The 15,154-nt window shown below is 70.9% G+C and carries 11 protein-coding genes and 1 tRNA gene; 5 read left to right on the top strand and 7 right to left on the bottom strand.

Features of this window, described 5'->3' with window-relative positions; translation table 11 throughout:
• Positions 1-189 precede the first annotated feature (189 nt).
• From ACLJT4_RS13695 to ACLJT4_RS13685, 3 genes are read left to right on the top strand one after another with little or no spacing between them, the layout of a single operon-like run.
• A complete protein-coding gene (locus tag ACLJT4_RS13695; RefSeq protein ID WP_411122577.1) occupies positions 190-1,290 on the top strand; it encodes a hypothetical protein in 1,101 nt (366 codons plus the stop codon).
• 44 nt (positions 1,291-1,334) lie between these two features.
• Positions 1,335-1,817: a hypothetical protein gene (locus ACLJT4_RS13690; RefSeq protein ID WP_411122575.1), complete on the top strand. Its 483-nt coding sequence runs from the start codon at positions 1,335-1,337 to the stop codon at positions 1,815-1,817.
• Between the two features lie 31 nt (positions 1,818-1,848).
• Positions 1,849-3,375 carry an RICIN domain-containing protein gene (locus tag ACLJT4_RS13685; RefSeq protein WP_411122574.1) on the top strand — a complete coding sequence of 509 codons (1,527 nt, stop codon included), beginning with the start codon at positions 1,849-1,851 and terminating at the stop codon, positions 3,373-3,375.
• A 152-nt stretch (positions 3,376-3,527) separates the two neighbouring features.
• Here ACLJT4_RS13685 and ACLJT4_RS13680 read toward each other — a convergent pair whose 3' ends face one another.
• The 3 genes from ACLJT4_RS13680 to ACLJT4_RS13670 form a co-directional block, all read right to left on the bottom strand.
• Positions 3,528-4,217 (bottom strand): Sua5/YciO/YrdC/YwlC family protein, encoded by a 690-nt coding sequence (locus ACLJT4_RS13680; RefSeq protein WP_411122573.1) that lies wholly within the window; start codon positions 4,215-4,217, stop codon positions 3,528-3,530.
• The gene (locus tag ACLJT4_RS13675; RefSeq protein WP_411122572.1) at positions 4,214-5,461 is read right to left on the bottom strand and encodes a 2-isopropylmalate synthase; all 1,248 of its coding nucleotides are present in this window, start codon (positions 5,459-5,461) and stop codon (positions 4,214-4,216) included. The genes ACLJT4_RS13680 and ACLJT4_RS13675 overlap by 4 nt, the downstream gene beginning before the upstream one ends.
• A gap of 312 nt (positions 5,462-5,773) precedes the next feature.
• Positions 5,774-5,992, bottom strand: a complete 219-nt coding sequence (locus tag ACLJT4_RS13670; RefSeq protein WP_016576971.1) for an EF-hand domain-containing protein — start codon at positions 5,990-5,992, stop codon at positions 5,774-5,776.
• Between the two features lie 323 nt (positions 5,993-6,315).
• Here ACLJT4_RS13670 and ACLJT4_RS13665 point away from each other — a divergent pair, with 323 nt between their 5' ends.
• Positions 6,316-7,392 carry a polyprenyl synthetase family protein gene (locus ACLJT4_RS13665; RefSeq protein WP_411122571.1) on the top strand — a complete coding sequence of 359 codons (1,077 nt, stop codon included), beginning with the start codon at positions 6,316-6,318 and terminating at the stop codon, positions 7,390-7,392.
• Positions 7,393-7,543: 151 nt separating this feature from the next.
• On the opposite strand, the gene ACLJT4_RS13660 is transcribed toward ACLJT4_RS13665, so the two are convergent.
• The 4 genes from ACLJT4_RS13660 to ACLJT4_RS13645 all read right to left on the bottom strand — a co-directional run bounded on the left by ACLJT4_RS13660 (position 7,544) and on the right by ACLJT4_RS13645 (position 12,837).
• Positions 7,544-8,707, bottom strand: coding sequence for a UDP-N-acetylglucosamine--N-acetylmuramyl-(pentapeptide) pyrophosphoryl-undecaprenol N-acetylglucosamine transferase (locus tag ACLJT4_RS13660; RefSeq protein ID WP_411122570.1), 1,164 nt, complete (start codon positions 8,705-8,707; stop codon positions 7,544-7,546).
• Between the two features lie 162 nt (positions 8,708-8,869).
• Positions 8,870-8,943, bottom strand: a tRNA-Met gene (locus ACLJT4_RS13655).
• Between the two features lie 210 nt (positions 8,944-9,153).
• Positions 9,154-11,751: a rifamycin-inactivating phosphotransferase gene (gene rph / locus ACLJT4_RS13650; protein ID WP_411122569.1), complete on the bottom strand. Its 2,598-nt coding sequence runs from the start codon at positions 11,749-11,751 to the stop codon at positions 9,154-9,156.
• Between the two features lie 423 nt (positions 11,752-12,174).
• Positions 12,175-12,837: a hypothetical protein gene (locus tag ACLJT4_RS13645; RefSeq protein ID WP_411122568.1), complete on the bottom strand. Its 663-nt coding sequence runs from the start codon at positions 12,835-12,837 to the stop codon at positions 12,175-12,177.
• 942 nt (positions 12,838-13,779) lie between these two features.
• On the opposite strand from ACLJT4_RS13645, the gene ACLJT4_RS13640 reads away from it, so the two are divergent.
• Positions 13,780-14,907: an FAD-dependent oxidoreductase gene (locus ACLJT4_RS13640; protein WP_411122567.1), complete on the top strand. Its 1,128-nt coding sequence runs from the start codon at positions 13,780-13,782 to the stop codon at positions 14,905-14,907.
• The last annotated feature ends 247 nt before the right edge of the window (positions 14,908-15,154 follow it).

Raw genomic sequence — 15,154 nt, 5'->3', positions numbered from 1 at the left:
AACGTACCTTCATTTGCCGCGAGTTGAGAACGGTCGCCCAACCTTGATCACCCGATGGGGTGAATGCCCTGAGTCACCGTTTGGGTGATGGAGGTCCCGGTAATTTCGTTGGTCGGGACATGTGCAGATGCCTGATACCGCTTTGCCGTTCGCCGAACGCAGTGCGACCAGACCAGTCGAGGACGGGGAATGCCTTCCAACGCGTACAACCTGGAACGGGCCAAGCGTCAGCCACTGACGAAGAAGAACCTGCGGGAACTCAACATCGAGCAGACCTGGCAGTCCATCCTGGACCACCCCAACCTGGTATACGTCGACGACTACGGCGTGCGCCACAAGCCCGTCGGGTTCTCCTTGAACAAGTCGAGCTTCGGCGCCTTCCCCGGGTCCGCGTTCAAACTGGGCTGGCTCGCCTACATGAACCTCGGGGAGCCGCTGATCGAGGAGCGGCGCAACATCAGCCAGCCGCCGCCCGACACGTTCTCCTCGCGCGCCTACGTCAACCGCAGCCAGACGTCCTCGATGAACTTCACCGACTCGGTCGATTTCACCGTGTCGAACGGAGTCACCTGGTCACTCCAGGGAGACGCCCGGCTCACCTTCGGCGGCAGCGTTAGCGCGCAGCTCCAGTTGCAACTGCAGAACCAGCTCCGGATGGACCTCCAGACGCAACTCCAGACGCAGCTCAAGAACGACATGGCGAACAAGAACGGGAACACCACGACCAACAAGAACAGCAAGGACAGCATCGGGGTGGACAACGCCAACACCACCGAGACGGCCACGACGAACTCCGCGACGAACTCCGCGGCGAACTCGGTGACGAACTCCGTGGCGTTCACGACCCAGGGCAGTGCCACCGGCAGCGCGACGCTCAACGCCCAGCTGGCGTTGGGCATCACGGCCTCCGTCGGCGGGTCCCTGACCACCAGCTGGGCCTCGAAATCGCAGATCTCCGGCGAGGTCCCGCCGGGCTCCCGGGTGGAGACCATCGTCACGCAGCGACGTACCCGCAAGCAGTACACCTACGAGATCCCGGTCACCTTCTCCGGGTTGCTCGCGGTGATGTACGACGTGCCGGTGGCCGTCCTGTCTCCCCCGCAGCCCGGGGAACACCCCGGCCTCAGCAGGATGGTCGCCCGCAACCTCGGCGACATCGACCTGGCGGGCGGCAACGGCTTCCGCATGAGGGGGCTGGCCGAGGTCGTCTCCGCCCTGGAGGTCCACCACACGATGTTCGACGGCGAGAGCCTGACCGGCAGTGACCGGGAACTCCACAAGAAGCCTTGACCGGGCGGGCCACGCCGCCACGACGACGACCAGGGATGACGACCATGGTGTTCGACAATATCTTCGGCTTCGCGGACAAGGGCGCGGGGCTCTTCTCGGTGACCACGGACGGCACCAAGCCGCAACCGGGGGCCGGCGTCGACTTCGAGGACGCCGACGACGACACGTACGACGACACGAGTGCGAGCCTGTTCAACAGCTCGATCCACGGGGCCAACTCCCGCGCGAAGGTCGTGCAGGAGACCTCGCCCGAAGCGCGGGCCGTCCTGGGCTTCCTCGGCTCCTTCGTCCAGACCACCCAGGCATCGGCCGGCGCGCAGGCCCAGTACGCCCAGGACCCCGGTTCGGTGTCCCGTGCGGCGTCCGCCGGCATGCAGGAATCGAGCTCCACGGTGACCGAGCACAGCGGCCTCCAGAAGGACGCGGACCTGGAGAACAAGCCGAACAAGAACGACTTCTCCAAGGCCCCCAAGGCATCCAAGCCGACCGCCGAGGACCCGTCCGCCTCCAACGACAACCGCTCGTAGCAGGCCGTCAGTGAACGGTGAAGGGATGACGATGAGCACTGCCCACGAGGCAACCACGGGTGGCGAGGACTCCGCCCCTCCGATCAGCACGGTCGCGGGGACCGGGGTCAGCGGGTTCACAGGGGACAACGGCCCTGCTGTGTCAGCTCAGTTGAAAAATCCGTACGGGGTCGTGGTGGACTCCACCGGAGCCCTCTACGTCTCCGAGTACAACAACCACCGGGTCCGGAAGATCGCGACTGACGGGAAGATCACCACCGTCGTCGGCACGGACACCAAGGGCTTCGGCGGTGACTGCGGCCCCGCCGCCTCGGCCCAACTGAACCGCCCCCGGGGAGTGGCGGTGGACAGCGCGGGCACCGTCTACATCGCCGATTCCGACAACCACCGGGTCCGGAAGGTCGCGGCCGACGGAAAGGTCTGCACGGTCGCCGGCACGGGCACCAAGGGCTTCAGTGGTGATGGAGGCCCCGCCACCGCCGCCCAGTTGGACGGCCCGTACGGGGTGGCGGTGGACAGCACCGGAACCCTGTACGTCACCGAGCACAACAACCGCCGAGTTCGGAAGATCACGACGGACGGGCTGATCAGCACGGTAGCGGGGACCGGGACCAAAGGCTCCGACGGAGACGGTGGTCCGGCGGTTTCGGCCCAGCTGAACAACCCGCGTGGGGTGGTGGTGGGCCGCGCGGGCGAGCTCTACGTCGTCGATAACGGAAACCACCGGGTCCGGAAGATCACGGCCGACGGGATCATCAGCACGGTCGCGGGCACCGGGACCAAGGGCTTCAGTGGTGACGGAGGCCCCGCCACCGCCGCCCAGTTGGACAACCCGTTCGAGGTGGCGCTGGACAGCGTCGGCACGCTCTACATCGCCGATTTCGGCAACAACCGGGTCCGGCAGGTCACGTCCGACGGGAAGATCAGCACGGTCGCCGGCACCGGCACCGGGGGCTTCGACGGTGACGCCGGCCCGGCCGCGTCAGCCCAGCTGAACAAACCGATCGGGCTCGCAGTGGACCGCGCCAACACCCTCTACATCGCCGACCACGCCAACCATCGGGTTCGGAAGGTCGTGTTGGCGAAGCGGGCCGGGCTGCCCGCATCGGGCACGGTGGTCTCCTGGGCCAACGTCCGCAGCAGGCTGCGGATGGCGGTCCAGCGCGAGTCCACCAAGGACGGGGCCGAGATCCACCAGACCCTCGCCACGCCCAGGGGCCACCAGCGGTGGCGGCTGGTCGTCGCGGGCCAGGTCGACGGCGAGAACCTGTACACGATCGAGAACCTGCGCAGCGGCAAGGTCCTGGAGATCGTCGGGGGCCACGAGACGGCCGGAGCAGTGGTCGCGCAACGGGCCTACGAGGGTGACGACGCCCACCACCAGCACTGGAGGCTGATCCCGGTGAGTTCCGCGACCGACACCCCGCAGGTGTACGAGATCGCGAACCGGAACAGCGGTCTGCTCCTGCGCGTCGACACCAACGCCCGCACGGCGATCCAGCAGCACCGGGCGGAGGGTGACCACCGGGACCGGCAGTGGCACCTGCTCCCCGTGTGACGCACGTGTGGTCAGGGGCGACCTCGCCCCTGACCACACGGGGAGCCGACCCCGGCAACGCCCGTCCGTGAACGGCCCGGCCGCGGCGAATCCTCCGATCAGACCGACGGGCGCCGGGAGTTGGCGACGGGGGAGAGGGCGACTGCGCGCCTTCAGACGGTGGGTGACGTTCGGTAGGTGTGGTGGAGGTGGCTGAGGTAGTGCTCGGCGCTGGGGTGGGGGTGGTCCTGGGCGCCGTGGCGGTGGAGTTCGGTCCGTGCGTCGGGGTGGACACGGACGGTGGTGGTCGCGTGCCTGAGGGATGCGGCGAGTGGGACGGGGGCGGTGAGGACGGGAGTGTGGGGGGCGAAGTGCGGCGCGGCCTCGGCAGGGGTGGCTGCGGGCGGGTGTCCGGTGCGGTTGGCGCTGCTGACGTAGAGCAGGGGGAAGTCGTCGAGGAGTGGTGCCAGGGGCTGCCAGCGGGCGGCGAACAGGAGCGTCCAGCCGTCCTTGGCGGCGGGGGCCAGCCAGGACGGGACGTCGTGCGGGCGGCGCAGGGGTGCCAGGAGGGTGACGAGTTCCTCGGTGAGCAGGCGGCGGGCGAGCCGGTGTGCGTCGGGGCTGAGGTCGAGGTGCTCGGTCAGTGCCTCGCGTGTGTGCGGGTGGTGGGCCCATAGGGCGACGGCCTGGTCGGCGGGGCGTCCCTTGGCGACGTTGACGGCGGTGGGCCGGGTGGCCGTGACGACGCAGGTGAGTGGGGCGGGATTGGGCAGGACGACTGCCCGGCCCAGGGCGAGAGCGCGGCGGACGGTGGCGGTGTCGCTGGTGGCCGGGGTGGCGTCGGCTGCGGGTCGGTGGCTCATGCGGTGGTCTCCGTGCGGTGCTCGGTGAGGCCGTCGAGGTAGGCGGCGAAGGCGTGTTCGTCGACGACGGCGCGGCCGGTGCGGAAGGCGCGGGCCTTGACCCAGGCCCTGGCGGCCCTGCTCTGTGCGGCGTCGAGGCGGTGGCCGAGCCGGGCGGCGACGGCGGTGACGACACGGGTGCTGGCCAGGTGGGTGAGCACGATCCTCGGTTCGATGCCCAGGAGCGTTGCGGGGTCGTAGGGCTGGAACAGGTCGGGGTCCACGAAGGGGGTGCCGGTGGAGAGGGTGCCGACTCCGGTGCCCACCACCGGTGTGGTCACCGTCAGGGGCACGCCGGTCTGTTCGGAGACCAGGGCGGCGATCGCGGGCAGGCGGGTGAGGTCGGGCGCCCGCCACCACAGGTCCGCCCTGTGCGAGGTGCCGAGCAGCTTGGTGACGCGGTCCGGGGCGTGGGCGAGGAGGAACAGCAGTTGCTCGGTGGCGACCATGCCGGAGCGCTCCGCGAGGCCCAGCCATGAGCTGGAGACCACCCGCACCCCGGCCCGGAGGGCCTGGAGGGTGTTGGCCAGGCCGAGGCCGAGATCGTTGTGCAGGTGCGAGCCGAGCACCGTCCCGGCGGCGGACGCCGCGGAGACGCGTGCGAACATCTCGGCCGCCTCGGCGGGGAGTTGCCGGCCGACGGTGTCGGCGAGGATCACCGTGCCGGCCCCGGCGACGGTCAACTCTCCCGCGGCATCGGCCATCAGCAGGTGGTCGGCGCGGGACGCATCGGCCAGGCACACGTCGACGGCGACCTCGTCGTCCAGGTCGCGGGCTGCCTTGACCAGGTCCACGCCGCGCGCCAGCGCTTCACGGGCGCCTTGGTGGACCATCACCTGGGCCATCGCCTCGGAGGCCGGCACGACCACCATCACCCGGGCGTGCGTGCTGCCGCGCACCGACGCCACGGCCTGCTGGACGTCGGCCAGGGCGCCGCGACAGACGGCCGCGACGCTGACGTGCCCTTCGGCCTCGACGGCGACCTGCCGCACCGCCTCGAACTCCTCGGCGCACACCGCGGGGAAGCCGGCCGCGAACACCACGTGGCGCGGCCCGTCCGCACCGAACAGCGCCCCCTGCTCCAACGCCAGGCGCACCCGGAACCCGCCCGGCATCAGCGTCTTGGCCTGTGCCCCGTCCCGGGCCGACTCCTCCCACACCACCAGTCGGCCCGCCAACGCCGACTCACGCACGACATCCCGCACGCCTACCCCCACTCTCGCAGTGACCCCGTAGGGGTACTCACCGTGCTGGTGAACTCGCGATGAGTGATGCTAGCCCTCGAAAGGGCTTTCAGCGGCGGGTAGTTGCGCCCACCTGTCGACCCCTGCTATGGGCGAGGCGGGCCCCGGCGGGATGCCTGGCCTTGCCGGCGACCTGCCGCGCCCAGCCCTGGCTCTGCTGGCACGCCGGCCGGCAACGGCGAGGCGCGTGAAGGGTGTTGATGGTCCTCCCCGTCGCACCGGATGGGGGATGACGACCGGGTCCGGCACGTTCACGTGCCGGACCCGACAGCGTCAGCCATTCATGGCCGCCCAGAACTCCTCGAAGGACATCTGGCGGTCGCCGTCGGTGTCGAGGGAGTCGATCAGCTCCTGAGCCTGCGCCTCGGTGATCTCCGTGCCCTCCAGCTCCGCGATGACCTGGCGGTACTCCTCCGCGGTGACCTGACCGTCCCCGTCGAGGTCGTAGCGCGCGAAAACCTTGCGTGCCGCCGTCTCCACGATGTCTGCCATGTGCTTCGCCCTTCGGTGATCTTTTACTGACGGGCCCAGGTTATCCGCCCGACCCGACGCCTCGTGGGCGCGCCCAACGTGCCTGGCCGCCGCGGGCCCGACCCACGCCGAGCCGGTGGCTTCCGCCACCGCACCAGGCGAGTCGTCGACGTTGGACGCCGAGGTGCTGCTCGGGTCGCCAGGCCCCCGACGCCACGGCCTGCCGGCTCCCCCGCGATCGTCCGAGGGAAGCGGTCACTTCGCGCCACGCACCGATGGTGTTGAATGCCAGTTGACGATGTGCGTCGACGGCCGTCGCGCCTGACGGGGTGCCAGGGAGAGCGATGAGTGCTGAGATCGAGGCCGGTGTGCACGAGCGGCTCGCCGGATGCCGGGACCGCTTCCACGGGTTGTTCGCGGACTACTTCGACTCGGTCGCCAGGCAGGGGCCGCCGCGCAACGCGTTCGTGCCCGAGGCCCTGGAGCTGGTGCGGGACATGTCACTGCGGGGCGGCAAGCGGCTACGGGTCGCGTTGGTGTACGAGGCTGCGCGACTGGTGACCCCCGATGCCGTGACGGGGCTGGACGAGGCCGCGCTCAGCATCGAGTTGTTGCAGACGCACGGGCTGATCCACGACGACATCATCGACGACTCCCCGGTGCGCCGGGGGGCGCCGTCGGTGTACTACGCCTACCGCGACCGGTTCCCCGACCGTCCGCACACGGCATTGGGCCTGGCCGTCCTGGCCGGGGACCTGGCCGCGTTCCTGTCGGTCCAGGTGTTGCTGACCGCGCCGGTGCCCCGCGACCTGCGGCAGGCGATGGCCGCGGTCCAGGCAACGGCGGGGGCGGACACGGTCCGCGGCCAATTCCTCGACCTGGAGCGCGACTTCGGCCCGGTGCCCGACCGCGCGGTGCTGGACACCGTGTCCGAGTACAAGAGCGCCCGCTACTCGGTGCTGGCTCCGTTGCAGCTTGGCCTGCTCGCGGCCGGCGCGGACGTGACCGCCCACGAGGAGGAGCTGACCCGGTACGCCCGACTGCTCGGCGTGAGCGGGCAGATGCGCGACGACTACCTCGACCTGTTCGCGGACGCAGGCACGGTCGGCAAACCGGCGGGATCGGACCTGCGCGAGGGCCGCCGCAGCTACGCGGTGTGCGCACTGCTGGCAGCCACGAGCGGCGCGGAGCGGGCGGTGGTGGAGTCGGCGCTCGCCGGCCCCGGCTGCCCGCCGCAGACCGTCGAACGGGTTCAGGACATCGCCAGGCACCACGGCGTCGACGAGCAACTTCTCGCCGAGATCCGCGGCGGTGCCGAGGAGGCGGCCGCCGTCGCCGCCACCTGGCGGGGGCGGTGGCGGGACGAAGCCGTCGCGTTCTTCGAGCAACTGCCGCTGTGGGGCGCACTGCGCACCCAGTGACCAAGCGCGGCCTTCGGGGGCGGCGTGCGCAGACACCTGCCCGTTGCGGACCGTCGTGACTGCCACGCCGACGGCGAGGACGGTCAACACGGCGACGACGACCGCGAGGAGCGGCACGGGCTCCGCCATGCCTGTGGCCGCGCCACAGCGGTCAGCCCGATGCGGTGGACACCAGGACCTCGACCAACCGGTCCGCCGCGTCCGGCCGCCCGTGCGCCCGGGCCCGCTCCGCCATCGTCGCCCGCAGTGCGGGGTCGGTGAGCAGCGGTCCCACGGCGTCCTTCAGGCGGCCGGCGGTGACGTCACCGAGCAAGGCGAGCGCCGCCCCGGCCTCCTCCAAGTGTCGTGCGTTGTGCGCCTGTTCATTGCCCGCCGCGGAGGCCAGTGGCACGAACACGGCCGGCTTGCCGAGCGCGGTGAGCTCGGCGAGGGTCCCGGCACCGCTCCGCGACACGACGACGTCCGCGAGCGCCAGGACGTCGGGCAGCTCCGGGCCCACGAAACCGGTCAGGTGGTAGCGGCCGGCCAACGCCGTCGGCAGCGCTGCCGCGTGGCGGCGTAGTTCCGCCACGTTGTCCGGGCCGCACTGGTGGACGACGTTGGCCTGCTGGAGCAGCCACGGCAGGGCGTCCCGCACGACGTCGTTGATCTGCCGGGCCCCTTGCGCGCCGCCGGTGACGTACACCGTCGGCAGCCCCCGGTCGAACGCGTGCAGCCCGAGACTCTGCACCGCCTTGTCCGGGTGCCCGGCGAGCACCTCGGGGCGGATGGGGTTTCCCGTGACGACCGCCCGCCCGCGCACCCGCTCCGGCAGCAGCGGCACGGAGGACTCCGACGACACCGCGATCCGCGTCGCCGAGCCGGCGAGCTTGCGGTTGGCCAGGCCCAGCCGCACGGTCTGTTCGTGCAGCACCAGCGGACGTCGGCAGATGCGCGCCGCCAGGCCGGTCGGCACGGCGACGTAGCCGCCGGTGGCGAGCACCACGTCCGGCCCGAAGCCCGCGACCAGCTTCCGCGCCTGCGCGACGCCGAGCGGCACCCGCGCCATGTCCTTGATGTTGGCCGCCGACATCATCTTGAGCGGGTTCTTCGCCCGGCGAACCTTGCCGGTGGCCACCGTGGCGAACGGGATCCCCTCGGCCGGGGCGACCCGGGCCTCCAGTCCGTCGGCAGTGCCGATCCACAACACGTCGAGGGCCCTGCCCTCGGCCGACAGCCGCCGGCGCAGCGCACGGATCGCGGTGAGCGCCGGATACGTGTGACCACCGGTGCCGCCACCCGTGACGACAAGACGAAAGGCATCGACGTTGCTCACTGGAGCTACCCCAAATCTGGCGACGGTCAGACGGCAGCGCCACAGTAGCGGCTCGCCGCAGGCGTCCCGGCCGCGCGCAACGGGGAATCCGCGGGCCGGTTCGCTCGGGTGCGCAAACGCGGTGCAGGCCCGGTGGGATCCACCGGGCCTGCACCGTTTCAGTAGCGGGGACAGGATTTGAACCTGCGACCTCTGGGTTATGAGCCCAGCGAGCTACCGAGCTGCTCCACCCCGCGACGGCACTGTGAACTGTACGGCACGGACACGGATCGACCGAATCGGCGTCGGGTGGCTGCGGCCGCGGGCTCGCCACGGTCGCCCGTCAGCTCGCTACCAGGCCGTTCGACGGCCGCCATGGAGCGGCCGTCGACTGCTGGGCATCGCTCGGCCGGAAGCCACGGACGGACGGGCTTACTCGGAGTGGTCGGTGTGGTCGGTGTGCTCGGTCAAGGCAGGATCTCGACGTAGCCGTCGGTTCCGTGCACGCGGATCCGCTGCCCGTCCCGGATCAGCCGGGTGGCCTGCGCCACGCCCACGACGGCCGGCAGGCCGTACTCCCGGGCGATCACCGCGCCATGGGTCATCAGTCCGCCCACCTCCGTCACCAGGCCCGCGATGCCGACGAACAGCGGCGACCAGCTCGGATCCGTGAAGGTCGTGACCAGGATGTCGCCCGCTTCGAGATCGGCCTCCGCCATGTCGAGGACGACGCGGGCCCTGCCCTCGACGGTCCCGACGGACACCGGTAGGCCGACCAGGGCGCCGGCCGGCACGTCGTCGCGCCGGTACGCCCCGGTGACGGCCTCGCCGTCCGAGGTGAGTACCCGGGGCGGCGTGAGCGCCTGGTACGCGCGGAACGCGTCCTTGCGCTGCTGGACGAGCCGGCCGTCCACCTGGTGCGAGCGCACGACGTCGTGGAGCTCCTGGAACGTGAGGTAGAAGACGTCCTCCCTCGCGGGAAGCACGTCGGCCGCCACGAGGCGCTCGGCCTCCGCCAGCAGGGCCTGCTTGTACACGAAGTAGCGGCTGACGATGCCGTACTTCGGGTACTCCCGGTACCCGATGAAGGTCCGCACCCGGTCGATCATCCGCTTGGTCTCGTCGGCCTTCGGGTCCCCGTCCGGCAGCGCCCGCAAGCGCGTCAGCACGTCCTCCTCCTTCTCCTGCGCCTTCCGCCGCCCCTCCTCGAAGCGTCGCGCGGCGGCGCCCGGCGCGAAGTTCCGGACGTTGTCCAGGAGCACGGGCACGAGCGTGTTGGGACGCTCGCGCCATCGCGGCCGCGTGATGTCGATCTCACCGACGCAGCGCATGCCGTACCGGTCGAGGTAACCCTCGATGGCGTCGCGCGCTTCGGACCCGCCCGCGACCTTCGCCAGCTCGCCCAGGAAGTCCTCGTCCTCGACGTCCTGGAGGAAGGCCACCACCTCCGGTCGCGCGCGGATCACGTCCGCGACGTCCAGCAGCGCCAGTCCCATCTCGGAGGTGATGTTGTCGGGGGCGGACAGCGTGAGCGTGTCGGCCGCGTTCTTCTCGCCCAGCCACTCCTGAAGCTTGTCGTTGAGCCACCAGGTGGCCTCCATCCCCGCCATGATCGCCTGGACGCTCAGCGGATCACCGAGGGCCCGCTTGTGCTCGTCGAAGGCTTCCAGCAGGAAGTCGAACAGCTCCGGTCCGGTCTTCGTCCGGATGTCGCGTTCCAGGGCGGCGACGGACGCCCGGCTGCGCTCGATCAGCTCCTTGACGACGGCCGGATCGTTCTCGATGGGGGCGGGCGCACCGCCGGCCGCCGGCCTGCCGGGCACCGCGTCCGGCAGCGACGGGACGAAGTCGTCGCGGTCGAGGACGGTCTCCAACGCGTCCCTGACCAGCGGATCGCCTTTCCCCATGACGTCCAGGAGGGCGGCGCGGCCCGCGGGCGAGGACAGGCGCCGGGTGGCGTCGACGAAGAGCCTCCCGCCGGCCGCGTGCATCGGCACCATGGCCGTCAGCTGCCACATGGAGAGCCCCAGCGGCTTCATGGCGTCGGTCATCATCTGCTGGTGACCGACGGAGACGTAGACGTGGTTCTCCTGGTCGCCGGCCTCGGGAACGGGGAACAACGTCGTGATCGGCCGGCTCTGCACGATCCGGAAGCCGTCGTCGACCAGGCACCATTCGATGTCCTGCGGGCGGCCGAAGTGCGCCTTGATCCGCCGCCCGAGCTCCACCAGGCGCACGACCTGCGCATCCGTGAGCGCCGGCTGCTCCTGTTGCTGCGCGTCGATCGCCACCTCCTGCGTACCGCCGGCCGGCAGGGCCTGTACGGCACGCTGCTTGGCGGCGATCGTCTTGGTGACGACCGCGCCGTCCCGGACGGTGAAGACGTCGGGGTTCACCAGCCCGGAGACCAGGGCCTCGCCGAGACCGAAGCCGGCGTCCACGGTGGCGACCTTCCGGTTGCCCGAGACGGGGTCGGCCGTGAACAGGACGCCGGACGCCTGCGGGAAGGCCATCCGCTGCACGACCACGGCCATGCGGACCGTGCGGTGGTCGATGCCGTTCCGCTGGCGGTAGGTCACGGCCCGCTCGGTGAAGAGCGAGGCCCAGCACCGGCTGACGTGCCGGAGGATCTCCGCCCGCCCCATGACGTTGAGGTACGTGTCCTGCTGGCCGGCGAAGGAAGCCGTCGGCAGGTCCTCCGCCGTCGCGCTGGACCGGACGGCGTAGGCGGCCTGCTCGCCGAACCGGCCGAGCGCGCGGGTGATCGCCGCCGCGAGATCGTCCGGGACGGCGATCCCCTCGATGGTCCGACGCACCTGCGCGCTGAGCCTGCGGACCGCCTCCCGGTCGTCCGGGTCCAGCCGCGACAACTGATCGAGCTGATCATCGATCGACGGCGCCTCCGCCATCACCCGCCGGAAGGCGTCCGTCGTCACGCAAAAGCCCTCCGGCACCCGGACGCCGTCGATCCGGGAGAGCCCGCCCAGGTGCGCGCCCTTGCCACCGACGACCGCCACCTGCGTCTCGTCGGCGTCGCGAAGATCCCACACGTACCGCTCGATCACTGCGACACCTCCGAAGCAGCCACGTTCCCTCGCACTGCGGTGGCCGATCGCATCACCGCCGCCTCCAGTGGTCCGACGACACCGCGTCCCCCATACGTCGACAACAACTCACGCACGTAGTGCCCCATTTTCCCTAGGCGCTGGCATCGGTCGACGATTGTGCGCCATGCCCGGGGCCTTGCGGCAAGCCCCCCAGTACGCTATAAGTTGAGAGTGGCAAGGAGAGCGCTCTCCTTGCCTTTGCTGTTTTTCCGCCCGGGGGAACCGACAGACTCCGAACGCGTCCTGGTCGGGCAGCGACCCGACCCGACACCCTTCGGCGAACTTCTCTACGGGGCGGGGGAGTTGGCTGCGGAGGATTGAGGTACGGGTGCGGGCGGCCCTCCCGGTAGCCAGGCCGCCGACGTCCCGCTGTTTGCCCGTTCACAGTGGCGTGGGCAGGAGCACCGCCGGCAGTAGCCCCTGCTCGATCTCCCGACGCGGCAGCGACAACCCGAGATGCTCGCCGACCGCCCCGAACAGCCGCCTCGCCAGCTCCTCGTCCTCGTCCTCGGGGTCCTCGCAACCGGGGAAGGTGGCCCGCACCGCGCCGGCCCGGCGCATCGCCGCATCCAGTGCGGCGAACGCCCCGAGCCGGTCCACGGGCGGGATCGCGGTCTCCAGCAGGCTGTCACCGGGCTCGACGGCCCTCATCTCGCCGGCTGCGTCGCCGTAGAAAACCCACGGGGCCTCGTGCAGGAAGCGATCCAGGCAGACGAGTTCCTCGCCCTGCCCCACCAGGGTGTCCTGGCCCAGCCGGTCGAGGAAGACGAGGTGCCAGGTGGATCGCTCCATCTCCAGGACGTACGCCCACTCGCCGCTGCGGCCGAACATCGCCACGCTGTCGCCCCAGTCCACGCCCCGCCTGTCGAAGTCCTTGAACAGGGGCGGCCGTTCGGCCATGCGGCGGTCGGCACCGAGGCGGACCACGAAGTCCACCGGGTCCACGCCCCGTACCGCCGTGAGGGAGATGTCCGCCCGCATCCCGTCCTTGACGATCGCACCGCTGTACCAGTGCTCCCCGATCCACGCCAAGTCGCCCGTCATCGTGCCGACCCCTCTCCGTGATCTTCCGTCGCGTCATCGTCGGGCAGCCGCGCCCTGCGGCGCCAGCTCGACTACTCAGTCCCCCCAGCTGGGAGCCGGGGCACACGGGCGCGCCCCGGTGGCGCGGGCCGTATGGCTGTCCATGGTCGCTCAGGCAGTGGGCACGTGAACGCGATCGGCGGGGGTCTCCGACGCGACGGCTTGTCGGGGTGGCGCGGAGCGGTGACGGGGATGCGGCGTTGGAACCGGGTGGTTGGCGGGGCGCGGGCTGACGGGCGGGGGAGTACGCTCACCGGACTCCGGGCGACGGTGCGAATATCAGTGGCTCCGGCACACCTCCCGCACTAACCTCACCAGGCATGAACCAGCGGCAGCGCACCATACCCTCCCGGGATTGCCGGCACCTGCTCGAAGCGACTGCGGGCGGTGACACGGCCCGCCGGGTGGGGCTGCTGCGGGCGGAAGTCGCCTGAGAGCGGGGCGACCGCGAGGTCGATGCCCCGCTCGCCACGGCATCCGCCCGTCGGGGAATGGCGGCGCGCCGGCTCGTCGCTGCGCATCGCGGCTGACCACTGCGAAGTCGGGGCGCGGCGCTTGCCCTTGAAGGCGTGGATTCCCGGCGCGCCGCGCGCACCGGGCCCGGTTCCGTCCGGGCCGGCGATCGTGCGCCGCCACGCGCTGAGGGCGCGGACGAACGGTGCACGCATCGTTGTCGCACGGGCTCGCTCCCGATTCTCGTGAGGAGTACGGGGTCGGTCGCTCTCCTCCAGGGTTGCCGCCCTCTCAACGGGGTGTTTTCCCTCGGGCGGTGGGGGAGTTCGTGCACTGCGCGTCACCAAGCCCGTCACAACAGCGCCTGTTTCCCTGCGAGTTGGTCCGATTTCGCTGCCGACCATCGCCCCGTACTCACTTACGCATTCCTTCTCCGATCGGAGCACCACCATGTCCATCTCCCCTCGTATCGCGATAGTCGGAGGGGGCCTCGGCGGTCTCGTCTGTGCCCGTACCCTTCAGCGGCTCGGCGTTCCCGTCACCGTCTTCGAGCGGGAGGTGACGCCTGACTCCCGCTCGCAGGGAGGCAACCTCGACATTCGTGCGGACACCGGCCAGGTGGGTCTGCGTGCCGCCGGGCTCCTCGACGAGTTCCTCGCGCTCTCCCGGCCCGAAGGTCAGGAAATGCGCCTCATGGACCGGTCGGCGACCCTGTTGCACCACCATCGGCCCGAACCCGGCGACACCGGTGCCCCGGAGGTCGACCGGGGTCAGTTGCGCGCCCTTCTGCTCGACTCCCTCACCCCGGGCACCGTGCGTTGGGACCACTCGGTCGTGAGGGCCGTCCCGTTGGGTGACGGGACCGTACGCCTGGAATTCACCCGTGGCACCGTCGAGGAGTTCGACCTGGTCGTGGGCGCGGACGGCGCTTGGTCCCAGGTGCGCGCGGCGCTCTCCGACGCCCAACCCGCCTACACCGGGTGCACGTTCGTAGAGGCCCGTTTCCACGACGTCGACCGGCGGTTCCCCGCGCTCGCCGAGCGGGTCGGTCAGGGCACGCTGTGGGCCAAGGCCGGCTGCCTGAGTCTGATGGCCCAGCGCAATGCGGACGCCCACATCCGCGTCTACATCGGCTTCCGCGGCCCGCTCGACTGGCACGAGGACATCGACCCGACCGACACCGAGGCGCTGCGTGCCCGTTTGCTGGGCATGTTCGAGGGTTTCGACGAGAGCCTGCGCGAGCTGATGCGTTTGAACGACGGCGCGTTCATCATCCGGCCCGTGTTCGTTCTTCCGGTCCCGCACCGTTGGGAGCGCGTTCCGGGCATCACCCTGCTCGGGGACGCCGCCCACCTGATGCCGCCGGTCGGCGTCGGCGCGAACCTCGCCATGCTCGACGGTGCCGAACTCGCCCGGGCCCTTGCCGACCGGCCCGAGGTCGACGCCGCGGTCGCCACGTACGAGGACGTCATGGTGCCCCGGTCCGCCGAGCAGGCCGCCGCCACCGCGGCGCTTCTCGCGGCCCTGATGCCCGACACCGACTCGACCGAGCCGGGCTTCCCGGACTTCTTCGGCTAGGACGCGTCCGGCCGATGACGCCGGGCCGATCGGTGACGTTCAGCCGTTGCCCGAATCCGTGATGTCCCGGAGAAGACCGACAGGCGGGGCTGCCTGTCTGTGCAACGGCTCATGCGGCGGGCGGGGACGCGGCATCGACGCGGAGCGGTGCACGAAACGCAACACCGTCGAGTGAGCCGTCGGCCGGCTCCAGCAGCACCGCGCGGTGGCCGGCCGCCACGACACGCGCCGTTACGCTCACCTCGGC

Origin of the sequence: Streptomyces sp. x-19 (genome assembly GCF_046549115.1) — a bacterium.
Taxonomy (GTDB): domain Bacteria; phylum Actinomycetota; class Actinomycetes; order Streptomycetales; family Streptomycetaceae; genus Streptomyces; species Streptomyces albulus_C.
This window is presented reverse-complemented; position numbering and strand designations above follow the sequence as displayed.

Coding starts and splice junctions, on each gene's coding strand:
- ACLJT4_RS13690 (WP_411122575.1), top strand. CDS start 1,335: ATGGTGTTCGACAATATCTTCGGCTTCGCGGACAAGGGCGCGGGGCTC.
- ACLJT4_RS13670 (WP_016576971.1), bottom strand. CDS start 5,992: ATGGCAGACATCGTGGAGACGGCGGCACGCAAGGTTTTCGCGCGCTAC.
- ACLJT4_RS13640 (WP_411122567.1), top strand. CDS start 13,780: ATGTCCATCTCCCCTCGTATCGCGATAGTCGGAGGGGGCCTCGGCGGT.
- ACLJT4_RS13665 (WP_411122571.1), top strand. CDS start 6,316: ATGAGTGCTGAGATCGAGGCCGGTGTGCACGAGCGGCTCGCCGGATGC.
- ACLJT4_RS13645 (WP_411122568.1), bottom strand. CDS start 12,837: ATGACGGGCGACTTGGCGTGGATCGGGGAGCACTGGTACAGCGGTGCG.
- ACLJT4_RS13685 (WP_411122574.1), top strand. CDS start 1,849: ATGAGCACTGCCCACGAGGCAACCACGGGTGGCGAGGACTCCGCCCCT.
- ACLJT4_RS13695 (WP_411122577.1), top strand. CDS start 190: ATGCCTTCCAACGCGTACAACCTGGAACGGGCCAAGCGTCAGCCACTG.
- ACLJT4_RS13680 (WP_411122573.1), bottom strand. CDS start 4,217: ATGAGCCACCGACCCGCAGCCGACGCCACCCCGGCCACCAGCGACACC.